The following is a 24584-nucleotide window of genomic DNA, read 5'->3' on the forward strand; positions in this document are numbered from 1 at the left end:
ACACGACAGGGAGAGTGCACCGTGGACGCTGCCCACATGGGAGCAGACCTCGAGCGGGTCCTCATCACCGAGGACGAGATCCAGGCCAAGCTGGCCGAGCTCGCTGAGGAGATCGCCGCCGAGTACGCCGGCAAGGACCTGCTCCTCGTGGGCGTCCTCAAGGGTGCGGTCATGGTCATGGCCGACCTCATGCGGGCCCTGCCGATCACGGCGCCGGTCGACTGGATGGCCGTCTCGTCCTACGGGTCCGGCACCAAGAGCTCCGGCGTCGTCCGGATCCTCAAGGACCTCGACACCGACATCTCGGGCAAGCACGTGCTCATCGTCGAGGACATCGTCGACTCCGGCCTCACGCTGTCGTGGATCCGCTCCAACCTCGAGTCGCGCAGCCCCGCATCGGTCGAGATCTGCACCTTGCTGCGCAAGCCCGACGCCGCCAAGGTCGAGGTCGACGTCAAGTGGGTCGGTTTCGACATCCCCAACGAGTTCGTCGTGGGCTACGGCCTCGACTACGCCGAGCAGTACCGCGGGCTGCGCCAGGTCGGCACGCTCGCCCCCCACGTCTACAGCTGACCACCGAGAGCGGGCCGACGCGCGGAACACGCGGCATACGCCGGTCGTTGTCCGATCGGACGCACCCGGTGCCGTAGGCACTGTCACGGGTAGCGTGTACACCTAGCCTGTGGCGCGCGAGCGTGCACGGATGAGCTCGTTGATCAGGAGGACATGGGGCCCTCGGCCCCATTCACATTCATGGATGCCAAGCGCGTGTTCAAGACCCCGTTGTTCTGGGTCCTGGCGGTCATCGCCATCACCGTCGTGATGTTCTCGTTGGGAGGGGACGGCGGCTACGCGACGATCGACACGGCCAAGGCCGAGAAGCTCATCACGGACAAGAAGGTCGACAAGGCCGAGCTCACCAGCGACAACGTCCTCAACCTCGACCTCAAGTCGGACTCTCCCTTCAGCGACGAGGAAGCCAACATCTCGGGGGCCGACAAGGTCCGCGCCGAGTTCGTCGACGCCCGCGCCGAGTCCCTCGTCGAGCTCGTCAAGGCCAACCCGCCGACCGACGGCTACAACGACAAGCGCGAGACCCAGAACCCGTTCTGGACGCTGCTCATCAGCATCTTCCCGATCCTGCTGCTCGTCGGCCTCTTCTGGTTCATGATGAGCCAGGCCCAGGGCGGTGGCTCGCGGGTCATGCAGTTCGGCAAGTCCAAGGCCAAGCTGGCCACCAAGGACACCCCCAAGGTCACCTTCGACGACGTCGCCGGTGCCGACGAGGCCGTCCAGGAGCTCCACGAGATCAAGGAGTTCCTCTCCGACCCGGCCAAGTTCCTCGCGGTCGGCGCCAAGATCCCCAAGGGCGTCCTCCTCTACGGCCCTCCCGGAACCGGCAAGACCCTTCTCGCGCGCGCCGTCGCCGGCGAGGCCGGTGTGCCGTTCTACTCGATCTCCGGCTCGGACTTCGTCGAGATGTTCGTCGGTGTCGGTGCCTCGCGTGTGCGCGACCTCTTCGAGCAGGCCAAGGCCAACGCCCCCGCCATCGTCTTCGTCGACGAGATCGACGCCGTGGGTCGCCACCGCGGTGCCGGCCTCGGTGGTGGGCACGACGAGCGCGAGCAGACGCTCAACCAGCTGCTCGTCGAGATGGACGGCTTCGACGTCAAGACCAACGTCATCCTCATCGCGGCGACCAACCGCCCCGACATCCTCGACCCGGCCCTCCTGCGCCCGGGCCGCTTCGACCGCCAGATCGCCGTCGAGGCCCCGGACATGCTCGGCCGTCACCGCATCCTCGAGGTGCACTCGCAGGGCAAGCCGATGGCTCCGGGCGTCGACCTGCTCGCCGTCGCCCGCCGGACGCCCGGCTTCACCGGCGCCGACCTGGCCAACGTGCTCAACGAGGCCGCGCTCCTCACGGCCCGCACCGACCAGACCCTCATCGACGACTTGACGCTCGACGAGGCGATCGACCGCGTCATCGCCGGTCCGCAGAAGAAGACGCGGATCATGTCGGCCAAGGAGCGCAAGATCACGGCCTACCACGAGGGTGGGCACGCGCTCGTCGCCGCGGCGATGAACCACACCGACCCCGTCACCAAGGTGACGATCCTGCCGCGTGGCCGGGCTCTCGGCTACACGATGGTCATGCCCATCGACGACAAGTACTCGACCACCCGCAACGAGATCCTCGACCAGCTCGCCTACGCGCTGGGTGGCCGCGTCGCGGAGGAGATCATCTTCCACGACCCGACGACAGGTGCCGCCAACGACATCGAGAAGGCCACCGCGATGGCCCGCAAGATGGTCACCGAGTACGGCATGAGCGAGCGCGTCGGCGCGATCAAGCTCGGCTCGAGCGGGGGCGAGGTCTTCCTCGGCCGCGACATGGGCCACCAGCGCGACTACTCGGAGCGGATCGCCGGGATCGTCGACGAGGAGGTGCGCAAGCTCATCGAGGCGGCGCACGACGAGGCGTGGCACGTCATCAACGACAACCGCCACATCCTCGACCGGCTCGTCCTCGAGCTTCTCGAGCGCGAGACGCTCAACCAGAAGGAGATCGCCGAGGTCTTCGTGGGCATCGTCAAGCGCCCGCTGCGCCCGACCTGGCTCTCGAGCGAGCACCGCGGCATCTCCGACCAGCCGCCCGTCCTCACCCCCGCCGAGCAGGTCGCCCTCAACGGTCACGGCCCGTCGGGCGAGCCGAGCGGGGCCCACGTCAACGAGGGTGACCCCTCGACGACCGCGGCCATCGACAAGGCCGCCAGCGAGGGTGCGCATCCGGCGGCCGAGGCCGCTGCCGAGCACCCGCCGACCCAGGTGATCGAGGTTCCCGAGGGCCAGCGTGTCGACCCCGACGCCCACTGACGGGGGCCGGGCCGTGCCCACCGACGACGAGGAGGACACCCTGCCCGCGCGCCAGGTCGACCACGAGCGCGCCCGCCGGGCGGTCCGCGAGTACCTCTACGCCATCGGCGAGGACCCTGACCGCGAGGGCCTGCGCGACACCCCGGACCGCGTCGCCCGCGCGGCGACCCAGCTGTATGCCGGCCTGTCCCAGGACCCGGCCGAGATGCTGTCCACGCGCTTCTCGATCGACCACGAAGAGCTCATCATCGTGCGCGACATCGAGATCTACTCCACCTGCGAGCACCACCTGCTGCCCTTCCACGGCGTCGCGCACGTCGGCTACATCCCGGCGCCCGACGGGACCGTGACCGGGCTGTCCAAGCTCGCGCGGCTCGTCGACGTCTTCGCCCGCCGCCCCCAGGTCCAGGAGCGGATCACGACCCAGGTCGCCGACGCGCTGGTCGAGAACCTCGGCGTCCAGGGCGTCATCGTCGTCATCGAGGCCGAGCACCTCTGCATGTCGATGCGTGGCGTGCACAAGCCGGGTTCCCGCACGATCACGTCGGCCGTCCGCGGCCAGCTGCGCGATCCTGCCACCCGGTCCGAGGCGATGTCGTTGCTCCTCGGCGGCAAGCGGTGAGCGGCACCCGGTGATCCCGCTCGTCGCTGGTCCGCGACCCCTCGTCATGGGGGTCGTCAACGTCACGCCCGACTCGTTCAGCGACGGCGGTGAGTGGTTCGAGCCCGAGGCCGCGATCGCCCACGGCCGCGAGCTGGTCCGTGCCGGCGCCGACCTCATCGACGTCGGCGGAGAGTCCACCCGCCCGGGTGCCGAGCGCCCCTCGGTCGAGGAGGAGCTGCGCCGGGTGGTCCCGGTCGTGCGAGCCCTCGCCTCCGAGGGTGCCGTCGTCTCGATCGACACGATGCGTGCCGCCGTGGCCGAGGCCGCGATCGACGCGGGTGCCGCGATCGTCAACGACGTGAGCGCCGGCCTCGCAGACGGTGACATGGCAGGCCTCGTGGCGCAGGCCGGCATACCCTTCATCGCCATGCACTGGCGCGGCCACAGCACCGACATGCAGTCGCGCGCGGTCTACGACGACGTCGTGACCGACGTCTGCCGCGAGCTCCGGGAGCGGGCGGATGCCCTGCAGGAGAGCGGGATTCGCGCGGACAACATCATCCTCGACCCCGGCTTCGGGTTCGCCAAGACGGCCGAGCACAACTGGGCCCTGCTCGGCCGCCTCGACGAGGTCGTCGGCCTCGGCCACCCGGTGCTCGTGGGAACGTCGCGCAAGACGTTCCTCGGACGGCTCGGCCGCCCGGGCGGCTCCGCGCCGCGACCCCCGGCCGAGCGGGACCTCTCGACCGCCGTGACGTCCTTCCACGCCGCCCGGTGCGGGGCGTGGGGCGTGCGCGTTCACGACGTCGCCGCGACGATCGAGGCGCTCGACGTCGCCGACGCCCTGCGTGCCCCCGACGGAGAGGAGGGCCCGTGAGCGACCGGATCACCCTCAAGGGAATCTCGGCCAAGGGCTTCCACGGCGTCCTCGACTTCGAGAAGCGCGACGGCCAGACGTTCGTCGTCGACGTCGAGATGGACGTCGACCTCACCCAGGCCGGGACGAGCGACGACCTCGCCGACACCGTGAACTACGCCGAGGTGGCGGGCGACATCGTCGCGCTCATCGAGGGCGAGTCGCTCGACCTCATCGAGGCCCTCGCCGACCGCATCGCCGCCAAGGTCCTCACTCGCTCGCTCGTCGAGTCGGTCGTCGTCACCGTCCACAAGCCCCAGGCCCCGGTCGGGCACCCCTTCACCGACGTCGCGGTCACCGTCGAACGCCTGCGCGAGACACCGGTCGTCGTCGCCCTCGGCTCCAACATGGGCGACCCGCTCGAGACGATCCAGAACGCCGTCAGCGCCCTGTGGCTGGCCCTGGACCTCAAGTCGGCGTCACGCATCTACGAGACCGCACCGGTCGGGGGGCCGGCCCAGTCGGCCTACCTCAACGCCGTCGTCGTCGGGACGACGTCGCTCTCACCCCAGCGTCTGCTGCGCACCCTCCAGGACATCGAGCTCGACCACGGGCGGGTGCGCAAGGAGCGGTGGGGGCCGCGCACGCTCGACCTCGACCTCATCCAGTACGGCGACCCGGTCTTCGACACCGACGTCCGGCTCTCGACTGAAGCCCTGACGCTGCCGCACCCCCGCGCCCACGAGCGGGCGTTCGTGCTCGTCCCGTGGGCCGATGCCGACGCCGAGGCGGCGTTGCGCGTCGACGGGCAGGTGCGACGGGTCGCCGAGCTCGTCGCCGAGGTCGGCAGCGCCGGCGTCGCCCTGGGCCCTGACGTCGACCTCATGGAGGACGGGTGGTGAGCCACCACGGGGTGCGTGCCCGCGTGGCCGTGCTCGTGGCCCTCGTCGTCGGCCTGTTGTCGTGGCTGCTGTGGCAGCTCCTCACCGGCGAGGGCACGCTCGTGCCGCGCCCCTCGTGGCTGGCCGCGCTGCTCCTCGTGGGCATGGCGGCGTTCGTCGGCGGGTGGGCCTGGCCGGTCCGCTCCTACCTCGCCGGTCGCTCGACGCGTCGGCTCGACCCGCTGCGCGCTGCCCGCGTCGTCGTGCTCGCCCAGGCGGCCACCCTCACCGGCGCTGCTGCCGGAGGCTGGTATGCCGGCCAGCTGGCCGTCGTGGCGGGCGACCTCTCGCTCGTGGCGAACCAGGCCCGGCTGTGGCGGCTCGCCCTGCTGGTGGGCGCCGGACTGGTGCTCTCTGCCGTCGGCCTCGTGGCGCAGTCCTGGTGCCGCCTCGACCCGCCGTCCGACGACGACTGACCGGTGCGAGCCGGGAGTGGCTGCCGCCGGCTACTTGTCGACGTCGCCGACGACGAAGAACGTCGAGCCGAGGATCGCCACCATGTCGGACACCAGCGTCCCCGGCAGCAGCTCGGTGAGCACCTGGACGTTGTTGAACGACGCCGACCGCAGCTTGAGCCGCCACGGCGTCTTGTCTCCTCGTGAGACGAGGAAGTAGCCGTTGAAACCGAGCGGGTTCTCGGTGGCGACGTAGGTCTCGCCCTCGGGCACCTTGAGGACCTTGGGCAGGCGTTGGTTGACCGGGCCGGCAGCCAGCGACCCGAGCACCGACAGGCAGTGCTCGACGAGGTCGAGGCTGACGTGCACCTGCTCGAGCAGCACCTCGAGCCGGGCCAGGCAGTCCCCGGCGCTCCGGGTGACGACGCGCCCTGGCCCGTCCTCGCCGAACAGCTCGGCATACGCCAAGTACGGCGCGTCCCGCCGCAGGTCGACGTCGAGACCGGAGGCGCGGGCGATGGGCCCCGACACGCCATAGGCCTGCACGGTCCCCACGTCGAGGACCCCGACCCCACGGGTGCGCGCGACGAGGATCTCGTTGCCGACGAGCATCGACTCGAGGTCGGGCAGTCGGCGACGGACCGCCTGCACGGCGTCGTCGACCCGACCGAGCCACCCGGCCGGCACGTCCTCCTTGAGGCCGCCGACCCGGTTGAACATGTAGTGCATCCGCCCGCCGGACGCCTCCTCGAGGACCGCCTGCAGCTCCTCGCGCTCGCGGAAGGCGTAGAAGACCGGGGTGATGGCACCGAGCTCGAGCGGGTACGAGCCGAGGAACATGAGGTGCGACAGGACCCGGTTGAGCTCGGCCAGCATCGTCCGCAGCCACACCGCGCGCTCGGGCACCTCCATCCCGAGCATCTCCTCGACCGCGAGGACCACACCGAGCTCGTTGCCGAAGGCGCTGAGCCAGTCGTGGCGGTTGGCGAGCACGATGATCTGCCGGTAGTCACGGACCTCGAAGAGCTTCTCCGCGCCGCGGTGCATGTAGCCGATGATCGGCTCGGCGCGCACGATCCGCTCGCCGTCGAGGGTGAGGCGCAGCCGGAGGACGCCGTGGGTCGCCGGGTGCTGCGGGCCGATGTTGAGCACCATGTCGGCCGTCGCGAGCCCACCGGCGCCGACGCCGACGGTGAGCTCGCGGGGGCTCGACTGTGAAGGCATGCCTGCAGGCTAGGACATGGCGAGAGACTCAGGTCAGGTCTGGCACGTCCGGGAGCGCGACATCGCCCAGTGGAACCCACCCAGTCCGTGGGGGTCGGTGAGTGCGGCGATCGTGGAGGCACGGCCGAGGTCGTGCACGTAGCCGAGCGGGTCGGTCGCGGCCCTCGAGTGCTCCGGGGTCGCTGCGGTGAGGCCGAGGCGGTGCAGGAGCTTGCGCTGGGTGACGACCTCGTCGGCCCCGAGCGAGTCGGTCGCGACGTGGGCGGTGAGGTCGCGCCGACCGTCCGGGACCGCTTCGACCACCTGACCCTCCCTGTATGCCGTGAGCGACCCGTGACTCGGTCGTCCGGTCCTCGCGTGGCCGTAGTCGACGGCGATGGCCATGCCAGATGCGCTGCGGGACAACAGGTCTCGCCAGGCCAAGTCGCGGCTCAGTCCGATCTCGACCCGATCGCTGGGCGTCACGGCCGGCCACCACGCGTCCGCCCACGCCCGGTCGTCGGCGGCCACCTCGTCGCCCAGCCGCTCGGCCCCGGAGCCGTCCACGAGCACCTCGCGCAGGACGCCGTCGTCGTCGACCTCGGCGACCGTGCAGGGGACGACGTCGAGCCACTCGTGGGCGAGGACCAGGGCGTCGAGGTCGCGCAGGTCGTCCGGGAGCGTCGGCCCGCCGGGGGAGCGCAGCCACTCGACGGGTGACGGCAGGTCGCGGGGGCGCTCCACGACCTCGACCCCGACGAGCTCGAGGTCGGGGCGCTGGTCGTGCAGGTGGTGCAGCAGCTCGCCGCGCCCGCACGCGAGGTCGACGACACGGCATACGCCCGCTTCGTCGGCAAGCCTCGCGACGACCTCGGCGAGGACGGCACCCAGCCCGCCGTGAGCGGAGGTCGTGAAGTGTCCCGCAGGCCCTTCCTCACGCCGGTAGAAGCCGTCGGTGCCGTAGAGCGCTTCCCCCCACGCCTCCCGCCACGTCCGCATCCCCCCATCCTGCCTCGTGTGCCTGAGCGCGACCTATCGCTCGCGCTCAGGCACACGAGGCAGGGGCTGTGGATGACGGCGAGGCCGGATCGGCGAATGTGGGCACGATCTTTCACCATGCGACGACCTCCCGCTGCGGTCACCGCCCTGACCAACGCCCAGGACGGCATGGTGGCGCGGCGTCAGCTCCGGCCACTGGGTGTCAACCGGGACCACGTCGCCGCCGGCGTCCGGGCCCAGCGGTGGGCTGAGCGCAGCTCCGTGGTCGTCAGCACCTTCACGGGGGAGCTGACCCGGAGGCAGCACGCGTGGCTCGGGGTGCTCCATGCCGGGCCGCCGGCCATCGTCGGGGGCTACACGGCTCTGGAGTTCCACGGACTCAAGAACTGGCACAGGGACGACCTCACCATCCTGGTGGACTGTGAAGAGCACCTCGAGCCCTTGGCGGGCATCAGCTGGTTCCGGACTCGTCGCCCCCTGGGCCTCTGGCACTCCAGGGAGCACGCGCTGCCGCTGGCCCGGGTGGAGCCGGCGGTGCTCCTGTGCGCGGCGTACGAGCCGAGCTGGCGCACGGCCCAAGGCCTGCTCGCCGCCGTCGTGCAGCAGCGGCTGACCACGGCTGCTCGGCTGCGGGAGCAGATGGAGCGCCTGAAGCCGCTCCGCCGCGCACCCCGCTTCAGGGTGCTGCTCGCCGAGATCGAGGGTGGGGCGGGGTCCTTGGCCGAGGTCGACGTGACGCGCATGTGTCGTGAGCAGGGGCTGCCTCGGCCGCATCGGCAGAGGCGACGCAAGGACACCGGCGGCAGGTGGCGCTACACCGACTGCGAGTGGGACCTGCCCGGCGGCACGACACTCGTCCTCGAGGTGGACGGCGCGTTCCACATGGAGGTCGAGCACTGGGAGGACGACCTCAGACGGCACCGAGGACTCACTCGTCCGGGTCGCCTCATCGTCCGTTGCACGTCCCGTGAGATCCGCGACGAGCCGTTCCAGGTGGCTGGCGACCTTCGAGCGCTCGGACTCCGCGCCTTGTGTGCCTGAGCGCCACCTAGGGGTCGCGCTCGGGCACACAAGGCTTAGGTTTGGGGCGTGAACGCAGGCGAGCACCCCGCGCGGTTGTCGATCGGGATCATCGGGGCCGGTCGCGTCGGGGCGGTACTCGGAGCGGCCCTCGGCCGGGCGGGCCACCGGATCCAGGCGGCGTATGCCGTGAGCGCCGAGAGCCGTGAGCGTGCGGCGGCGCTCCTGCCGGGCGTCCCCCTCAAGGACATCCCCGACGTCATCGACGGTGCCGACCTCGTCCTCCTCGCCGTGCCTGACGACGCCCTCCCCGAGCTCGTCTCCGGACTGGCCGCCACCGAGACCTGGCAGGCGGGCCAGATCGTCGTGCACACGAGCGGCCGCTACGGCGCCGACGTCCTGCGCCCGGCCATGCGGGCCCACGTCCTCCCGGTGGCGATCCACCCGGCGATGACGTTCACGGGCACCGCCCTCGACCTCGGCAGGCTCGAGGAGTGCGCCTTCGGCGTCACTGGACCGGACGCCCTGCGACCGATGGCAGAGGCCCTCGTCGTCGAGATGGGCGGCGAGCCGGTCTGGGTCGCCGAGGACCAGCGAGCGGCCTACCACGCAGCGCTCGCCCACGGCTCGAACCACCTCGTGACCCTCGTCGCCGAGGCGATGGAGGTCCTGGCTGCCGCCGGCGTCGAGCAGCCACGCGCCGTCCTTGGCCCGCTCGCCCGGGCCGCCCTCGACAACGCGCTGCGGCTGGGTGACGCAGCGCTCACCGGGCCGGTCGCTCGCGGTGATGTGAGTACCGTTGCCTCGCACCTTCGCGAGCTCGACCGGATCTCGCCGGAGATCAGGACGACCTACGTCGCCCTGGCCCGCGCCACCGCGGTGCGCGCGCTCGAGAGCGGACGGCTCACGCCGTCGGCCGCCGAGCCCTTGCTCGACACCCTCGCCGACCAGGAGCCACAGGAGCCGACACCGTGACCGACAGCGCCACTTCCACCGAGACCCCTGCGGCGACCCCGGTCGTCGCGAGCACTCGCGACGAGATGCGTGCGGCCCGGGCCGCCCTCGACGGGGGCGACGTCGCCGTCGTCATGACGATGGGGGCCCTCCACGAGGGTCACGCCGAGCTCATCCGCGAGGCCCGCCGGGCTGCCGAGCACGTCATCCTCACGATCTTCCTCAACCCGCTGCAGTTCGGGCCCAAGGAGGACCTGTCCCGCTACCCGCGCACGTTCGACGACGACATGCGGATCGCGACCGACGCCGGTGTCGACATCGTCTTCGCGCCGACGCCCGACGTCGTCTACCCCGACGGCGACCCCGGTGTGCGCGTGTCGGCCGGACCTCTGGGCGACGTGCTCGAGGGCAAGTCCCGCCCCGGACACTTCGACGGCATGCTCACGGTCGTGGGCAAGCTGCTCCACCTCACCGGCGCCCGCCGGGCGTTCTTCGGCCAGAAGGACGCCCAGCAGCTGCTGCTCATCCGGCGCATGGTGCGCGACCTCGACTTCCCGGTCGACGTCGTGTCCGTCCCGACGGTGCGAGAGAGCGACGGCCTCGCCCTGAGCAGCCGCAACACCTACCTCACCGCGTCCGACCGTGAGGTCGCGCTCTGCCTGAGCCGCGCGCTCACGGCGGGTGCCGAGCAGGCGGCATACGGGCCCTCGGCCATCCGCCGAGCGGCACGCGACGTCGTCGTGGAGGAGCCGCTCGCGCTCGTCGACTACCTCGTGCTCGTCCACCCGAGCACCCTCCAGGACGTGCCGGAGTGGTACCGCGGCGAGGCGCTGCTCGCCGTCGCCGCCCGCGTCGGCACCACCCGCCTCATCGACAACACCCCGATCCTCGTGGGCCCCGGTGGTGGCAGACTCGACGTCTTCTCGCAGCCCGACTCAGGCAGCATCCCCGCCCGTCCGGCCTCGTGACCCGGCATCTCGACCAGGAGCCCCCGCCCATGTACCGCTACATGCTGCACAGCAAGATCCACCGCGCGACGGTCACCCAGGCCGACCTGCACTACGTCGGCTCGCTGACGATCGACATGGACCTCATGGACGCCGCCGACCTCCTCCCCGGCCAGCAGGTCGACGTCGTCGACGTGGACAACGGCAACCGGCTGACGACCTACGCGATCGAGGGCGAGCGCGGCTCCGGGATCCTCTGCATCAACGGCGCGGCAGCCCGGCTCATCAGCCCCGGCGACACGGTCATCATCATCGCGTACGCCTCGATGTCGGACGAGGACGCGCGCGCCCACGACCCGCACGTGGTCTTCGTCGACAAGGACAACAAGATCGTCGAGGTCGGTGACGACGGCGGGGACGTGCCCGAGGGCTTCGGCCTCATGACGTCGGCCGTGACGAAGCGCTCGCACGGGTGACCGCACCCGAGGTGCGGATCCCGCGAGCGCTGGCCGCGCCCGCGCCGGGCTGGACCACGTCCGCCGACGTCATCGTCGTCGGCTCCGGCATCGCCGGGCTCACCTGCGCGCTGCGCCTGCGCGAGCGGGTCGACCGCGTCCTGCTCGTCACCAAGACCGTGCTCGACGAGGGCTCGACGGCCTGGGCGCAGGGCGGCATCGCCGCCGCGCTCCACCCTGAGGACTCGCCCGAGGAGCACCTCGAGGACACCCTCGTGGCCGGCGTCGGGCTGTGTGAGCGCGATGCCGTCGAGGCGCTCGTCACCGAGGGCCCCAAGCGGGTCCGTGAGCTCGTCGCACTCGGGGCGGAGTTCGACCGTGACGCCGAGGGCGAGATCAAGCTCACCCGCGAGGGCGGGCACCACCGTGACCGGATCGCCCACGCCGGTGGAGATGCGACCGGTCGGGAGATCTCCCGCGCCCTCATCTCCGCCCTCCACCGCGTCATCGACGACCCGGGCATCGAAGTCGTCGAGCACGCCCTTGTCGTCGACCTGCTGCAGGACGGCGCTGACGACGACGGCTTCGGCGATGACGGCCGCGTCGGAGAGGACGGCTCCGGGGAGGGCGCGCCCGTGGTCGGTGTGACGCTGCACGTCATCGGCGAGGGTCAGCTCGACGGCGTCGGTGCCGCCTACGCCCGCGCGGTCGTCCTGGCCACCGGTGGGCTCGGCCAGATCTACACGTCGACGACGAACCCGCCCGTGGCCACCGGCGACGGCATGGCCGCGGCGCTGCGTGCCGGAGCGCGGATGACCGACCTCGAGTTCATCCAGTTCCACCCGACGGTGCTCTTCCTCGGTGAGGGCTCGACCGGGCAGCAGCCGCTCATCTCGGAGGCGGTGCGGGGCGAGGGCGCCTTCCTCGTCGACGCCGCCGGCCACCGCATCATGGAGGGCCGGCACGAGCTCGCCGACCTCGCGCCCCGCGACGTCGTGGCCCGCGCCATCCTCGAGACGATGCGCGAGCAGCGCACGGACCACGTCTTCCTCGACGCCCGCCACCTCGGCGCGGCCTTCCTCGAGGAGCGGTTCCCGTCGATCGTCGCGTCCTGCCGCTCGCTGGGGTTCGACCCGGCGACCGACCTGTTGCCGGTGGCCCCGGCCCAGCACTACGCGTCCGGCGGGATCACCACCGACCTCATGGGCCGCTCGTCCCTGCCCGGGCTCTATGCCTGCGGCGAGTGCTCGTGCACCGGCGTCCACGGTGCCAACCGTCTCGCCTCCAACAGCCTGCTCGAGGGCCTCGTCTTCGCCAGCCGGATCGCCTCGGACATCCCCGCGAGGATCGCCGCCGGCGAGCTGCCCGAGATCGCCGTGCCGACCACGCCGGCGCACGCCGGTGGTGAGGGTGCGGGTCCGGGTGCCCTGCTCGACAGCTCGCAGCGCCTCACCGTGCAGCGGGCGATGACGTCGGGGTCGGGCCCGGTGCGCTCCGCCGAGTCGACCGCCTCGACCGCTCGGGATCTCGCCGAACTCGCGTCCCTCCCGCCGTCGACCGCCGAGCCGGGTCCCAAGACGTGGGAGACGACCAACCTGCTCCACCTCGGCCAGGCGCTCACCGAGCTCGGCCGCCGCCGCGAGGAGACCCGCGGCGGGCACGTGCGCAGTGACTTCCCCGAGCGTGACGACGCCCGCTGGCTCGTGCGCCAGAGCGTCGTCGTCGCACCCGACCGATCCCTCACCGTGACCGAACGGAGTATGCCGTGAGCTCGCCCTCACCGTCCGACCTCGCCTTCCCGGAGGCCGAGGCCCGCCGGGTCGTCTCGGGGGCCCTCGACGAGGACCTCGGAGGCCCTGACGGCGTCGACGTCACGACGACGGCGACGATCCCGGCGACCCAGCAGACCCGCGCGGCGGTCGTGGCCCGGGAGGCCGGCGTCGTCGCCGGTGTCGGGGTCATCGCCCTGACCCTGGACGAGGTGGCCCGCCGACTCGGGGCCGAGCCGGTGTCGGTGTCGCTCGCCGTCGCCGACGGGGACCGGGTGGAGCGAGGCGACGTCGTGGCCGAGCTGTCGGGCTCGACCCGGGTCACGTTGGTCGCCGAGCGCACGCTGCTCAACGTCCTCTGCCGGCTCTCGGGCATCGCCACCCACACGCGCAGGTGGGCCGACGTGCTCGAGGGCTCGGGCGCAACGGTCCTCGACACGCGCAAGACCACGCCCGGGCTGCGCGCCCTCGAGAAGTTCGCCGTGCGGGCCGGCGGTGGCAGCAACAAGCGCATGGGCCTGCACGACGTCGCGATGATCAAGGACAACCACAAGCTGGCCGCCGGAAGTCTCGCCGCGGCATACGCCGCCGTGCGTGAGCAGTTCCCCCAGGTGCCGGTCCAGGTCGAGGTGACCACGACGCAGGAGGCGCTCGAGTCGGTCGAGGCCGGGGCGCGGTTCCTGTTGTGCGACAACATGTCCACCGACCTGCTGCGTGCAACGGTCGACGCCGTGCGCGCGACGGGGGAGGAGGTCGAGATCGAGGCCACCGGCGGGCTCACGCTCGAGGTGGCTTCGGACTACGCGGCGACCGGCGTCGACTACCTCAGCGTCGGCGGGCTGACGCACTCCTCACCGATCCTCGACCTCGCCCTCGACCTGCGCACCTGACCTGCGACAGCTTCTGACCAAGAGGTCACGAATGGCCGTGGCGGTTCGTGACCTCTTGGTCGAAAAGTGCAGGGAAGGGGCAGAGAGGCGGGGGTGCGGGGCGCCGCGGTGCAGTCAGTGGCCCTTGCGGAGCGTGGGGTGGTCGGCCTCGATGGTCGCGGGGTGCACGAAGAGGGGCAGCAGCCGACGTGACGCGGGGGTGCGCAGCGCCTTGACCGCCGCCAGATGGGCCTCGCACCGGAGCACGAGCTCGTCGTAGGCCGACTGGCCCATGAGCTCGACGAGCTCGGCGCGGTTGCTGCGGTAGACCGGCTCGGCGCCGACGTGCGCGTCCGGGTTGCCCGAGCAGTACCAGTCGAGGTCGTGCCCGCCCGGACCCCAGCCGCGCCGGTCGTACTCACCGATCGAGACCTCGAGGTAGCTCGTGTCGTCGGGGTTCTCGACCGTCCGGAACGTGCGCCGGATCGGCAGCTGCCAGCACACATCGGGCTTCTGGGTGTGCGGGGGCTGCCCGGTGAGGACCGCGTGCTGGTGCAGGGCGCACCCGGCGCCGGCGGGGAACCCGGGGCGGTTGAGGAAGATGCACGCCCCGTCGACGACCTTGGTCTTGCGGGCGTCGTCCTCGAGCTCGGTCCAGTGCGACACCTTGGCCGGGTTCTTGCGGTCGGGCCGCAGCTGCCACTCGTCCTCGCCGAGCTGCTCGACGACGGCCGCGACCCGTGCCAGGTCGTCGTCGTCGGAGAAGTGCGCTCCGAGCGTGCAGCACCCGTCGTCGGGGCGACCGGCATAGATGCCCTCGCACCCGGACCCGAAGATGCAGGTCCACCGCGACGTCAGCCAGGTGAGGTCGCACCGGAAGCGCTGGCCGGCATCGGCGGGGTCGGGGAACTCGACCCACGTGCGCGGGATGTCGAGCGGGGTCTCTGCCACCGGGTCACCCTATGCCGCCGGGCGCGGACTACCGTGGACCCATGCGGCTCGGGGTCATCGACGTGGGTTCCAACACCGTGCACCTCCTCGTCGTCGACGCCCACACCGGCGCCCAGCCGCTGCCGGCCAGCTCGCACAAGCGCGAGCTCCGCCTCTCCGAGCACGTCACCGACGCCGGCGACATCGACGACTCGGGCCGCGACCAGCTCGCCGAGTTCGTCGCGGAGTGCCTCACCGTCGCCGAGGACCAGGGTGTCGAGGACCTCATGGGCTTCGTCACGAGCGCCATCCGTGAGGCGCCCAACGGCGACGACGTGCTCGCCCACGTCAAGGACCGCACCGGCGTCCTCCTCGAGGTGCTCTCCGGCGAGGATGAGGCACGGCTCACCTTCCTCGCCGCCCGGCGCTGGGTCGGCTGGTCGGCCGGAACCCTGCTCGTCGCCGACATCGGAGGTGGCTCGCTCGAGCTCGCCCAGGGGATGGACGAGGACCCCGACATCTCGATCTCGTTGCCGCTGGGCGCCGGCCGGGTGACCCGTGACCACCTCGCCGGGGACCCTCCCGGTGAGGCTGCGGTCCGGGCCGCACGCAAGCACGTCCGCGCCACGATCGCCCGCCAGCTCCGCCCGCTCGCCAAGGCCGGGGCCCCGGACCGGGTGGTCGGGACGTCGAAGACGATGCGCTCCCTCGCCCGGATCACCGGAGCCGCACCGAGCAGCGAAGGCATGTATGCCGTCCGCCACCTCGAGCGCGCCGCTCTCGACGACATCCTCCCCAGGATCGCGAACATGACTGCGGCACAACGCAGCTCGCTGCCTGGGGTGTCGGCCTCACGAGCGCGGCAGCTGCTCGCCGGAGGCATCGTCGCCTCGGCCACGATGGACCTGCTCGGTGTCGACCGACTCGAGCTCTGCCCGTGGGCGCTGCGCGAGGGGATCATCCTGCGCAGGCTCGACGGAATGCACTGATGGCCGCCGGCGACGCAGTGGTGATCCCGGACATCCCGGTCGCCCTGTCGACGGCGTCGGTCTATCCGGAGAACTGCGCCGCGGCCTTCCAGCACGCGGCCCGGCTGGGCTACGACGCCGTCGAGGTCATGGTCTGGACGGACCCGGTGACACAGGAGGCCGGTGCCCTCCGAGCGCTGGCGGAGCTGCACGGCATACGGATCGTCTCGGTCCACGCGCCGACTCTGCTCATCAGCCAGCGGATCTACGGCGTCGAGCCGTGGGGCAAGATCGACCGGTCGCTCGAGCTCGCGCACGACCTCGGCGCCGAGACGGTCGTGCTGCACCCACCCTTCCGGTGGCAGAAGGAGTACGCCCGCGACTTCGCCGACGGCATCGCGATGCGTGAGCACCAGTCCGGCATCACCCTGGCCGTCGAGAACATGTACCCGTGGCGGGTCCGGGGGCGTGAGATCGAGGCCTACCTGCCGCACTGGGACCCGGTGCCCCAGCCCTACGACCACGTGACGCTCGACCTGTCGCACACGGCGACCGCGGGCTCGGACGCGATGGCGATGGTCGAGGCGCTCGGGACGCGGCTCAAGCACCTGCACCTCGCCGACGGGCTCGGGTCGATGCGCGATGAGCACCTCGTCCCGGGACGTGGGTCGCAGCCGTGCGCCGAGGTGCTGGACACGTTGGTGCACAGCGGTTTCGACGGCTCAGTGGTGGTCGAGATCTCGACCCGCCGCCTCACCGGCGAGCAGCGTGAGGTGGCGCTCGCGGAGTCGCTCGCGTTCTGCCGACTGCACCTGGCCGGAGCCCTCGAGGTCGAGGGGGAGCGGTGAGCCCCCGCGGCCGCAGGCCCGGTGGTGAGGACACCCGCGCCGCGATCATCGCGGCGGCGCGGACCGAGTTCGCCCAGCGCGGCTACGACGGCACCTCGTTGCGCGCGGTCGCACGCGAGGCAGGGGTCGACCCCAAGCTCGTGCACCACTACTTCGACGGCAAGTCCGAGCTCTTCGTCGAGGTCATGGCGTTCCCCGCCAACCCCGCGGTCCTCGTGGAGCGGGTCGCTGCGGCGCCGCGCGACCAGCTGGGCGAGACCCTGGCGCGGGTGTTCCTCGCGGCCTGGGACGGACCCGAGGGCCGCGAGCGGTTCGCGGCGATGTTCGCGGCGGCAGCAGCGCACGAGGAGCACGCCCGGATGGTGCGCGAGTTCGTCGGCTGCGAGGTGCTCCACCGCGTGGTCGAGGCGATGCGCACCGAGGTCGGAGTCGAGCCACGGCCCAGCGAGTCCCTGGAGGTGCGGGTCGCGCTCGGGGCTGCCCAGCTCATCGGCATGGGCCTGCTCCGCTACGTCGTCAAGGTCCCGGCGGTCGCCGACGCCAGCGTCGAGGAGCTCGTCGCCATCCTCGGGCCGAGCCTGCAGCACCACCTCGTCCCACCGGCCCCCGGCTGACTGCCCCGCGGCGCGCACGGCGGGGCAGTCAGGTGGAACTCTTGCGGGGGAGGCGTCGGCGGGTCTAAATTCATCACATGATGAAAAGTCGTGAGGATCGGGCGACGATCGACGCGATCGTCGTCGAGCACCTCGTGGTGCGTCGCGGCGGACGTGACGTCCTGCCCGACCTCAGCGTCACGGTCCCGTCCGGCCAGGTCGTCGGGCTGCTGGGCCCGAGCGGTGGCGGCAAGTCGACCCTCATGCGAGCGATCGTGGGCGTGCAGCAGGTCGAGAGCGGTATCGTCACCGTCCTGGGCCAGCCCGCCGGCCATGCGGCCCTCCGGCACCGGGTCGGCTACCTCACCCAGTCGCCCAGCATCTACGCCGACCTGTCCGTGCGGCACAACCTCGAGTACTTCGCCCAGGTCCTCGGTGCTCCCAAGAGCGCGGTGCAGCGGTCCATCGAGGCGGTCGATCTCGTCAGCCATGCCGACGCGACCGTGGCCACCCTCTCCGGCGGCCAGCAGTCCCGGGCGTCGCTCGCAGCAGCGCTCGTCGGTGACCCCGAGGTCCTCGTCCTCGACGAGCCCACCGTCGGCCTCGACCCGGTGCTGCGCCGAGACCTCTGGAACCTCTTCCGGCGGCTCGCCCACGAGGACGGCCGGACCCTGCTCGTCTCGAGCCACGTCATGGACGAGGCGACCCGCTGCGACCGCCTCCTCCTGCTGCGCGAGGGCGTCATCCTCAGCGACTCGACCCTGCCGGAGCTCCTCGCAGCGACCGGGGCGCCCGACGCCGAGCAGGCCTTCCTCCACCTCGTGGACCGTGCCGCAGCCGACGCACCGACAGGAGAACGGTCATGAACCTGCGCATCACGCTGGCGACCGCCACCCGCATCCTGCGCCAGCTGCGGGCCGACCACCGGACCATCGCGATGATGCTCGTCGTGCCGTGTGTCCTGCTGGGCCTGCTCGCCTGGATCTTCGACGGAACACCGGTCTTCGACCGGATCGGCGCGGCGCTGCTCGGCGTCTTCCCGTTCGTCGTGATGTTCATCGTCACGAGCGTCGCGACCCTGCGCGAGCGCACCTCCGGCACACTCGAGCGGCTTCTCACCACCCCGCTCGGCAAGGGCGACTTCATGCTCGGCTACGCCCTTGCCTTCGGCCTCATGGCGGTCGTGCAGGCCCTCGTGGCAACGTCTTTCGCCGTCTGGGTCTGCGACCTCGACGTGGCCGGTCCGATGTGGCTGCTCGTCGTCATCGCCGTGTGCGACGCGCTGCTCGGCACGGCGCTGGGGCTCTTCGTCAGCGGCTTCGCTGCCACCGAGTTCCAGGCCGTGCAGTTCATGCCGGCGCTCGTCCTGCCGCAGTTCCTGCTCTGCGGGCTGCTCGTGCCCCGCGACTCGCTGCCGTCCGTGCTCTCGGCGGTCTCGGACTGGCTCCCGCTGTCGTATGCCGTCGACGCGATGCGCACGATCGCTGCGGTCCCCGAACCCCTCGGGGACGTCACCTCCGACATCGCCGTCATCGTCGGCGCGATCGCCCTCGCCCTCGCCCTGGGAAGTCTCACGCTGCGGCGGCGCACGCCCTGAGCGGGAGGTGGGCGCGGGTCCCACGCTCCGCGTGGGCCGGCATACCGGCTCGGTTCTGGTCCGGGAACGGGAGCGGTTAGCCTGACGCCGTGGATGCCTCTGACCTGCTTCGATCCAGCCTGCTGCACCTGTCCGACTCCTCGCTCGTGCGCACCACGATCGAGAAGGCGCCCGTGAGCCGGGCCGTCGTCCAGCGCTACGTGCCGGGCACCGACGTGGCGCACGCGGTCTCGGCCGCCGCCGAGCTGCGGGCGACGAACCGCCAGGTGACCATCGACTACCTCGGCGAGGACACCCTCGACGCCGGGCAGGCCGCGCACACGGTCGACACCTACGTCGGGCTGCTCCGTGCGCTGCGGGCCAAGGACCTCACGCAGTTCGGCGCCGCCGAGGTGAGCATCAAGCTCAGCGCCGTCGGCCAGGCGCTCCCCAGGGACGGCGAGCAGATCGCGCTCGACAACGCGCGCACCATCTGCGAGGCCGCCAAGGAGGCCGACACCACGGTCACCCTCGACATGGAGGACCACACGACCACGGACTCGACGCTCTCGATCCTCGCCGAGCTGCGCAAGGACTTCCCGGAGACCGGAGCGGTGCTCCAGTCCTACCTGCACCGCACCGAGGCCGACTGTCGTGACCTCGCCACGGCGGGCAGCCGGGTCCGTCTCTGCAAGGGCGCCTACAAGGAGCCCGCGTCCGTCGCCTACCAGGACGCGAACGACGTCGACCTGTCCTACGTCCGCTGCCTCAAGGTGCTCATGGCCGGCGAGGGCTACCCGATGGTGGCCAGCCACGACCCGCGCCTCATCGAGATCGCCCGGGCGCTCGCGAGCCGCCACGGCCGCGAGCCCGACTCCTACGAGTTCCAGATGCTCTACGGCATCCGCCCCGACGAGCAGACCAGGATCGCCGACCGCGGCCACCAGATGCGGGTCTACGTCCCGTTCGGCGAGGAGTGGTACGGCTACCTCATGCGCCGCATGGCCGAGCGCCCGGCCAACCTGCAGTTCTTCCTCCGCAGCCTCGTCACCAAGGGCTGAGCCCCCGCTGAGGCCGCGCTCGACCCGACGTCGTGGCGCTCGACCCCGAATGCCAACCCGGGCGGAGCGGACCATTATCGGGTGACCCGAGAATGCGGCGGCGGGCTGGACGGCATGCGGCATAGTCTCGCGACATGGGAATGGTTGCGATCTTCGGTGCGGGTGTCATGGGCGAGACGTTGCTCTCGGGGCTGTTGCGAGCGGGCCGACCGGCCGACGACCTCCTCATCACCGAGCGCCGGGCCGACCGCGCCGCCGAGCTGACCGAGAAGTACGGCGTGCGCGCCGTGACCAACGTCGAGGCGGCCACCGAGGCCGACACCCTGGTGCTCGTCGTCAAGCCGCAGGACATGGCGGCGCTCCTCGACGAGATCAGCCCGCACGTGGCCGAGGGCAACCTCGTCGTCAGCCTGGCCGCCGGCATCACCACCGAGTTCCTCGAGCGCCGTCTGCCCGAGGGGCGCTCGGTCGTGCGCGTCATGCCCAACACCCCGGCCCTCGTCGACGAGGGCATGGCGGCGGTGAGCGCGGGGAAGCACTGCCTCCCCGAGCAGCTCCAGCACGCCATCGAGCTCCTCGCGGCGACCGGCAAGGTCACCGAGGTCCCCGAGAAGCAGCTCGACGCGGTGACCGCGATCTCCGGCAGCGGGCCGGCATACATCTTCTATGTCGTCGAGGCGATGATCGAGGCGGGAGTGGTCCTCGGGATGCCCCGCTCGACGGCGACCGAGCTCGTCACCCAGACGCTCTACGGCGCGGCCACCATGTTGCGCGACACCGGGCAGCACCCCACGGTCCTCCGCGAGCAGGTCACCTCACCCGGCGGGACGACCGCAGCCGCCCTGCGTGAGCTCGACGACCACAAGGTGCGTGCCGCCTTCATCAGCGCGATGGAGGCGGCGGCGGTCCGGTCCAAGGAGCTCTCCGGTGGGTGAGGTGCTCGTGACGGCGATCGAGGTCGTCCCCGTCACCAAGGACAACTGGCGCACCTATCGCGACGTCAGGCTCGCCGCGCTGCTCGACACCCCCCGCGCCTACGCGAGCACGTATGCCGGCAACGCGGCCCGGGAGGACGAGGCCTGGCTCGCTCGACTCGACGCGATGCACGTGTGGCTGGCCTTCGAGGGGGACCGTCCCGTCGGCCTCGTGGCGCTCTCGCACGACGACGAGCTGCCCGAGAACGAGGCCTATCTCATCCAGATGTGGGTCTCCGCCTCCGCGCGCGGTCACGGTGCCGGTGACCTCCTCGTCGACGCGGCGCTGGACGGTGCGCGAGAGGCCGGGTACTCGCGCGTCCTGCTCGACGTCGGCGAGGAGAACGTCGTCGCGCAACGCCTCTACGAGCGCCACGGGTTCGAGCGGACGGGCGCGACGTGGGACAACCCGCTCTTCGGTGGCATCCGCGAGATCGGGTACGCGGTCAGGGTGGACCCGGGTTGCCGCCCCTCGGTGGCGTCGGGGACAGTTGAGGCATGAGCGAGATCAGCGTGCGCCCGCTGGGCGAAGAGGACTGGCAGCAGTACCGCGACACCCGCCTGACCGCGCTCCGCGAGTCCCCTGAGGCCTTCGTCGCGACGGTCGACGAGGAAGAGGCCTACGACGAGGACTTCTGGCGCCTGCGCATGACCCGCTCGGCGCGTCTGCTCGCCGAGCGCGAGGGCCAGCCGATCGGGATCGTCAGCGTGGGCCGCTCGAGCGACGACAAGCCGACGACCTCCGAGCTCTTCGGGCTCTGGGTCTCGCCCGAGGCCCGGGGCAGTGGCGTCGCCAGCGAGCTCGTGCGCGCCGGTGCCAGGCTCGCCCGCGAGCAGGGCCAGAAGCAGCTCGCCTACTGGGTCGGCAGCGACAACGGCCGCGCCGTGGCTTTCGCCAGCGGGTTCGGGTTCCGGCCCACTGCCGACCGGCGACCGATGCGGGTCAAGAGCGACGACGACGAGGACGAGGTCGCCATGGTTCTTGCTCTGGGCGGCGACCGCGGCTCTGCTCCCGTCGACTTCTAGTCTTCCCGGCCACCCGCCCTGCGGGCGCTCCCCGTATGCCGTCCGCTCGCCCCCGCTGTGGGTCGCGCCGGCGTGCCTGTTCGCCGCAGTCCCATCCGCGCTGCGCGCGCTGGCCGCGCTCCGCGCTCCCGCCAGGCCCAGCCAGCGGCGAACAGGCACGCATTCGCTCCTGGTCGCGGCACCCCGGCCCCTCACCCCTGGCGTCGCGCACCACGGCCGTCCGTGCGGCGGGGGGCTCGGGTGGGGGGAGCGGGTGGGGCCGCGGTCTTGGCGTCTATTGCTTGAGGTCTGCGGCTGTGGCCCGGGTCAGGGGCGGGTGGAGAGGCGTTCTAGGAGCTCGCTGGGGCCGCTGACGATGAGGGTGTCGTGGGCCGAGACCTTGGTGGAGGGGACGGCATACGTGAAGTCGGCACCGGGGGACTTCACGCCGACCACGGTGACGCCGTACTTGCTGCGGATGGCGCTCTGCTCCAGCGTGAAGCCGATGGTCTCCGTCGGCGGGCGCATCTTGACGATCGCGAAGCCGTCGTCGAACTCGATGTAGTCCTGGAGCTTGCCGCCGACGAGGTGCGCCACGCGGCGTCCGGTGTCGGCCTCGGGCCGGACGATGTGTTGCACGCCGATGCGGTCGAGGATGCGCGCGTGCTCGGGTGACATCGCCTTGGCCCAGATGTCCGGGACGCCCGCGTCGACGAGGTTGGCGGACGCGAGGACCGATGCCTCGAGCGAGGAGCCGACCCCGACGACGGCGATCTGGTAGCGCGAGGCCTTGGCGTCCCGGATGACCCCGGCGTCGCTGGCGTCACCGTGGATGATCGAGCTGAGCCGGCCGAGGAACTTCTCGGCGAGGAAGCCGTCCTTCTCGATGGCGACGACGCGGTGACCGAGGCGGCGGAGCTCCAGTGCGGCGGCGCCACCGAATCGACCGAGCCCGACGACGAGGACGTCGAGATCGCTGTTCTTGCCTCCCACGGCTTCCTCCTGACGGCGGCGCGCCGGGATGGCGGGTCCGCGATGACGGGCACTACGGGGTCGAGGCTAACGCCAGCGGGGCCCGCGGCGGGTAGCGTGCCCGACATGGCTCACCGCACGCGCCTGGTCTGGGACGACGGCTTCACGGCATACAACTTCGGCCCGAGCCACCCGATGGCTCCTGTCCGCCTCGACCTCACGACGCGGCTGGCCCGATCGCTGGGGGTCCTCGACCACGTCGAGATCGTCTGCCCCGACGTCGCGAGCGACGAACTGCTGGCCACCGTCCACGACGCCGGCTACGTCGCAGCCGTGCGCGCCGCGTCGCTCGACCCGTCCGCCGCAGAGGCGCGACGGGGGCTCGGCACCGAGGACGACCCGGCCTTCCTCGGGATGCACGAGGCGAGCGCCCGCATCGTCCAGGGGACGGTCGACCTCTGCGACGCCGTGTGGCGCGGCGAGATCGACCACGGCGTCAACTACTGCGGCGGCCTGCACCACGCGATGGCCACCCACGCGGCCGGGTTCTGCATCTACAACGACGCGGCGGTGGGCATCCAGCACCTCCTCGACAACGGCGCCGAGCGGGTCGCCTACGTCGACATCGACGTCCACCACGGTGACGGGGTCGAGCGGATCTTCTGGAACGACCCTCGCGTCCTCACCGTCTCGGTGCACGAGTCGGGTCGCGTGCTCTTCCCCGGCACCGGCTACCCCGGCGACATCGGCGGGCCCGACGCCCGGGGGAGCGCGGCCAACGTCGCCCTGCCGCCCGGCACCGGTGACTCCGAGTGGCTGCGGGCGATCGAGTCGGTCGTGCCCCACCTCGTCGAGGCCTTCGACCCCGACGTCCTCGTGAGCCAGCACGGCTGCGACACCCACAGCCAGGACCCGCTCGCGCACCTCACCGTGTCGGTCGACGCGCAGCGCCGGGCGCACGAGTGCCTGCACCGGCTGGCCCACGACACCGCCGACGGCAAGTGGGTGGCCCTGGGGGGCGGCGGCTACGAGCTCGTCCACGTCGTGCCCCGCTCGTGGACCCATCTCGCGGCGATCGCGGCCCACGCGCCAGTGCCGGCGGACACCGAGATCCCGCAGGACTGGCGCGACCACGTGCGGGCGCTCACGGGTCGCGAGGGGCCCGCCACGATGGGCGACCTGCGGGCCGAGGACCTCCCCATCTGGGTGCGCTCGTGGGGCATGGGACACAACCCGGATCGCCCCGTCGACGCCGCCATCCTCGCGACGCGTCAAGCCGTCTTCCCGCTCCACGGGCTCGACCCGTGGTTCGACTAGTGGAGGAAATCTCCCCACTGAACCGCGTGTCGGCTGGACTTGGGAAAGATTCCGCTCCAACTGCTTCCCCAATGGTCACATCAGCCCCTATGGTTGCTTCTTGCACGCCCGTAGATGACCGCCGGTGGGGAAGCCGGCGATGCGCGCGTGCAGAAGTCGAGGTGGCCATGTCCCAGGAACGCTTTGCCGAGGTGCGGTTTCTCACCGTCGCCGAGGTCGCCTCGATCATGCGCGTGTCGAAGATGACCGTCTATCGCATGGTCCACGGAGGAGAGCTCCCGGCCGTGCGCGTGGGTCGGTCCTTCAGGGTTCCCGAGGACGAGGTGCAGAAGTACCTCCGGGAGTCCTACATGGGCACCGCCTGAGCGAGCCGAACTGCGTGGCGAGGGCCGGACCGGCATGGTCCGGCCTTCGCCATGTCCGGCCCCGTTTGGGCGCTCGGCCTGCCCGC

The 24584-nt window shown here is 71.5% G+C and carries 27 protein-coding genes; 23 read left to right on the forward strand and 4 right to left on the reverse strand.

Features of this window, described 5'->3' with window-relative positions:
• Positions 1–36: 36 nt before the first annotated feature.
• From hpt to LL946_RS11210, 6 genes are all read left to right on the forward strand, one after another.
• Positions 37–573 carry a hypoxanthine phosphoribosyltransferase gene (gene hpt, locus LL946_RS11185; RefSeq protein ID WP_404380645.1) on the forward strand — a complete coding sequence of 179 codons (537 nt, stop codon included), beginning with the start codon at positions 37–39 and terminating at the stop codon, positions 571–573.
• 180 nt (positions 574–753) lie between these two features.
• Positions 754–2877 (forward strand): ATP-dependent zinc metalloprotease FtsH, encoded by a 2124-nt coding sequence (gene ftsH / locus LL946_RS11190; protein ID WP_404380647.1) that lies wholly within the window; start codon positions 754–756, stop codon positions 2875–2877.
• A gap of 13 nt (positions 2878–2890) precedes the next feature.
• Entirely contained in the window at positions 2891–3499 is a 609-nt protein-coding gene (folE, locus tag LL946_RS11195) for a GTP cyclohydrolase I FolE (protein ID WP_404380649.1), read from the forward strand.
• A 10-nt stretch (positions 3500–3509) separates the two neighbouring features.
• Positions 3510–4358 (forward strand): dihydropteroate synthase, encoded by an 849-nt coding sequence (gene folP / locus LL946_RS11200; protein ID WP_404380651.1) that lies wholly within the window; start codon positions 3510–3512, stop codon positions 4356–4358.
• Entirely contained in the window at positions 4355–5239 is an 885-nt protein-coding gene (folK, locus tag LL946_RS11205) for a 2-amino-4-hydroxy-6-hydroxymethyldihydropteridine diphosphokinase (RefSeq protein WP_404380653.1), read from the forward strand. The genes folP and folK overlap by 4 nt, the downstream gene beginning before the upstream one ends.
• Positions 5236–5694 (forward strand): DUF3180 domain-containing protein, encoded by a 459-nt coding sequence (locus LL946_RS11210; RefSeq protein ID WP_404380655.1) that lies wholly within the window; start codon positions 5236–5238, stop codon positions 5692–5694. Before folK ends, LL946_RS11210 begins: the two co-directional genes overlap by 4 nt.
• 30 nt (positions 5695–5724) lie before the next feature.
• Here the strand turns inward: LL946_RS11210 and LL946_RS11215 are convergent, their stop codons facing one another.
• Together LL946_RS11215 and LL946_RS11220 are read right to left on the reverse strand one after the other, a co-directional pair.
• On the reverse strand, positions 5725–6897 hold the full coding sequence (locus LL946_RS11215; RefSeq protein WP_404380657.1) for an NADH-quinone oxidoreductase subunit D: 1173 nt from the start codon (positions 6895–6897) through the stop codon (positions 5725–5727).
• 33 nt (positions 6898–6930) lie between these two features.
• Positions 6931–7875, reverse strand: coding sequence for an SAM-dependent methyltransferase (locus tag LL946_RS11220; RefSeq protein ID WP_404380658.1), 945 nt, complete (start codon positions 7873–7875; stop codon positions 6931–6933).
• A gap of 117 nt (positions 7876–7992) precedes the next feature.
• Between LL946_RS11220 and LL946_RS11225 the strand changes: the two genes are divergently transcribed.
• From LL946_RS11225 to nadC, 6 genes are all read left to right on the forward strand, one after another.
• Positions 7993–8916 (forward strand): hypothetical protein, encoded by a 924-nt coding sequence (locus LL946_RS11225; RefSeq protein WP_404380660.1) that lies wholly within the window; start codon positions 7993–7995, stop codon positions 8914–8916.
• A 48-nt stretch (positions 8917–8964) separates the two neighbouring features.
• Positions 8965–9870 carry a Rossmann-like and DUF2520 domain-containing protein gene (locus tag LL946_RS11230; protein ID WP_404380662.1) on the forward strand — a complete coding sequence of 302 codons (906 nt, stop codon included), beginning with the start codon at positions 8965–8967 and terminating at the stop codon, positions 9868–9870.
• Positions 9871–9935: 65 nt separating this feature from the next.
• Entirely contained in the window at positions 9936–10817 is an 882-nt protein-coding gene (gene panC, locus LL946_RS11235; RefSeq protein WP_404386865.1) for a pantoate--beta-alanine ligase, read from the forward strand.
• A gap of 29 nt (positions 10818–10846) precedes the next feature.
• Positions 10847–11272, forward strand: a complete 426-nt coding sequence (gene panD / locus LL946_RS11240; protein ID WP_404380664.1) for an aspartate 1-decarboxylase — start codon at positions 10847–10849, stop codon at positions 11270–11272.
• Positions 11269–13020 carry an L-aspartate oxidase gene (locus tag LL946_RS11245; protein ID WP_404380666.1) on the forward strand — a complete coding sequence of 584 codons (1752 nt, stop codon included), beginning with the start codon at positions 11269–11271 and terminating at the stop codon, positions 13018–13020. The genes panD and LL946_RS11245 overlap by 4 nt, the downstream gene beginning before the upstream one ends.
• Positions 13017–13910 carry a carboxylating nicotinate-nucleotide diphosphorylase gene (gene nadC, locus LL946_RS11250; RefSeq protein WP_404380668.1) on the forward strand — a complete coding sequence of 298 codons (894 nt, stop codon included), beginning with the start codon at positions 13017–13019 and terminating at the stop codon, positions 13908–13910. The genes LL946_RS11245 and nadC overlap by 4 nt, the downstream gene beginning before the upstream one ends.
• A 114-nt stretch (positions 13911–14024) precedes the next feature.
• Here the strand turns inward: nadC and LL946_RS11255 are convergent, their stop codons facing one another.
• Complete coding sequence (locus LL946_RS11255) at positions 14025–14840, reverse strand: hypothetical protein (protein WP_404380670.1); 816 nt, start codon at positions 14838–14840, stop codon at positions 14025–14027.
• A gap of 41 nt (positions 14841–14881) precedes the next feature.
• Here LL946_RS11255 and LL946_RS11260 point away from each other — a divergent pair, with 41 nt between their 5' ends.
• From LL946_RS11260 to LL946_RS11300, 9 genes are all read left to right on the forward strand, one after another.
• Entirely contained in the window at positions 14882–15808 is a 927-nt protein-coding gene (locus tag LL946_RS11260) for a Ppx/GppA family phosphatase (protein WP_404380672.1), read from the forward strand.
• Positions 15808–16635 (forward strand): sugar phosphate isomerase/epimerase family protein, encoded by an 828-nt coding sequence (locus tag LL946_RS11265; protein ID WP_404380673.1) that lies wholly within the window; start codon positions 15808–15810, stop codon positions 16633–16635. Before LL946_RS11260 ends, LL946_RS11265 begins: the two co-directional genes overlap by 1 nt.
• Positions 16632–17249, forward strand: coding sequence for a TetR family transcriptional regulator (locus tag LL946_RS11270; RefSeq protein WP_404380675.1), 618 nt, complete (start codon positions 16632–16634; stop codon positions 17247–17249). Before LL946_RS11265 ends, LL946_RS11270 begins: the two co-directional genes overlap by 4 nt.
• A gap of 77 nt (positions 17250–17326) precedes the next feature.
• Positions 17327–18094 carry an ABC transporter ATP-binding protein gene (locus LL946_RS11275; RefSeq protein WP_404380676.1) on the forward strand — a complete coding sequence of 256 codons (768 nt, stop codon included), beginning with the start codon at positions 17327–17329 and terminating at the stop codon, positions 18092–18094.
• Positions 18091–18825 (forward strand): ABC transporter permease, encoded by a 735-nt coding sequence (locus LL946_RS11280; protein WP_404380678.1) that lies wholly within the window; start codon positions 18091–18093, stop codon positions 18823–18825. The genes LL946_RS11275 and LL946_RS11280 overlap by 4 nt, the downstream gene beginning before the upstream one ends.
• 89 nt (positions 18826–18914) lie before the next feature.
• Complete coding sequence (locus LL946_RS11285; protein WP_404380679.1) at positions 18915–19865, forward strand: proline dehydrogenase family protein; 951 nt, start codon at positions 18915–18917, stop codon at positions 19863–19865.
• A gap of 134 nt (positions 19866–19999) precedes the next feature.
• Positions 20000–20800, forward strand: a complete 801-nt coding sequence (gene proC / locus LL946_RS11290) for a pyrroline-5-carboxylate reductase (RefSeq protein ID WP_404380681.1) — start codon at positions 20000–20002, stop codon at positions 20798–20800.
• Positions 20793–21341, forward strand: coding sequence for a GNAT family N-acetyltransferase (locus tag LL946_RS11295; protein WP_404380683.1), 549 nt, complete (start codon positions 20793–20795; stop codon positions 21339–21341). The genes proC and LL946_RS11295 overlap by 8 nt, the downstream gene beginning before the upstream one ends.
• Entirely contained in the window at positions 21338–21865 is a 528-nt protein-coding gene (locus LL946_RS11300) for a GNAT family N-acetyltransferase (protein WP_404380685.1), read from the forward strand. The genes LL946_RS11295 and LL946_RS11300 overlap by 4 nt, the downstream gene beginning before the upstream one ends.
• Before the next feature lie 306 nt (positions 21866–22171).
• Here the strand turns inward: LL946_RS11300 and LL946_RS11305 are convergent, their stop codons facing one another.
• Entirely contained in the window at positions 22172–22837 is a 666-nt protein-coding gene (locus LL946_RS11305; protein ID WP_404380687.1) for a potassium channel family protein, read from the reverse strand.
• A 105-nt stretch (positions 22838–22942) separates the two neighbouring features.
• On the opposite strand from LL946_RS11305, the gene LL946_RS11310 reads away from it, so the two are divergent.
• Positions 22943–24133 carry an acetoin utilization protein AcuC gene (locus tag LL946_RS11310; protein WP_404380689.1) on the forward strand — a complete coding sequence of 397 codons (1191 nt, stop codon included), beginning with the start codon at positions 22943–22945 and terminating at the stop codon, positions 24131–24133.
• A gap of 167 nt (positions 24134–24300) precedes the next feature.
• Entirely contained in the window at positions 24301–24498 is a 198-nt protein-coding gene (locus tag LL946_RS11315; RefSeq protein ID WP_040884494.1) for a helix-turn-helix domain-containing protein, read from the forward strand.
• Positions 24499–24584: the final 86 nt, after the last annotated feature.

Source organism: Knoellia locipacati (genome assembly GCF_044791685.1).
GTDB lineage: Bacteria > Actinomycetota > Actinomycetes > Actinomycetales > Dermatophilaceae > Knoellia > Knoellia locipacati_A.

Excerpts from the sequence above, each read along its gene's own strand:
- LL946_RS11260 (WP_404380672.1), top strand. The coding sequence starts at position 14,882 with ATGCGGCTCGGGGTCATCGACGTGGGTTCCAACACCGTGCACCTCCTC.
- hpt (WP_404380645.1), top strand. The coding sequence starts at position 37 with ATGGGAGCAGACCTCGAGCGGGTCCTCATCACCGAGGACGAGATCCAG.
- LL946_RS11265 (WP_404380673.1), top strand. The coding sequence starts at position 15,808 with ATGGCCGCCGGCGACGCAGTGGTGATCCCGGACATCCCGGTCGCCCTG.
- LL946_RS11215 (WP_404380657.1), bottom strand. The coding sequence starts at position 6,897 with ATGCCTTCACAGTCGAGCCCCCGCGAGCTCACCGTCGGCGTCGGCGCC.
- LL946_RS11280 (WP_404380678.1), top strand. The coding sequence starts at position 18,091 with ATGAACCTGCGCATCACGCTGGCGACCGCCACCCGCATCCTGCGCCAG.
- LL946_RS11225 (WP_404380660.1), top strand. The coding sequence starts at position 7,993 with ATGCGACGACCTCCCGCTGCGGTCACCGCCCTGACCAACGCCCAGGAC.
- proC (WP_404380681.1), top strand. The coding sequence starts at position 20,000 with ATGGGAATGGTTGCGATCTTCGGTGCGGGTGTCATGGGCGAGACGTTG.
- LL946_RS11315 (WP_040884494.1), top strand. The coding sequence starts at position 24,301 with ATGTCCCAGGAACGCTTTGCCGAGGTGCGGTTTCTCACCGTCGCCGAG.
- ftsH (WP_404380647.1), top strand. The coding sequence starts at position 754 with ATGGATGCCAAGCGCGTGTTCAAGACCCCGTTGTTCTGGGTCCTGGCG.
- LL946_RS11220 (WP_404380658.1), bottom strand. The coding sequence starts at position 7,875 with ATGCGGACGTGGCGGGAGGCGTGGGGGGAAGCGCTCTACGGCACCGAC.
- LL946_RS11275 (WP_404380676.1), top strand. The coding sequence starts at position 17,327 with ATGATGAAAAGTCGTGAGGATCGGGCGACGATCGACGCGATCGTCGTC.
- panC (WP_404386865.1), top strand. The coding sequence starts at position 9,936 with ATGCGTGCGGCCCGGGCCGCCCTCGACGGGGGCGACGTCGCCGTCGTC.
- LL946_RS11300 (WP_404380685.1), top strand. The coding sequence starts at position 21,338 with ATGAGCGAGATCAGCGTGCGCCCGCTGGGCGAAGAGGACTGGCAGCAG.
- LL946_RS11310 (WP_404380689.1), top strand. The coding sequence starts at position 22,943 with ATGGCTCACCGCACGCGCCTGGTCTGGGACGACGGCTTCACGGCATAC.
- panD (WP_404380664.1), top strand. The coding sequence starts at position 10,847 with ATGTACCGCTACATGCTGCACAGCAAGATCCACCGCGCGACGGTCACC.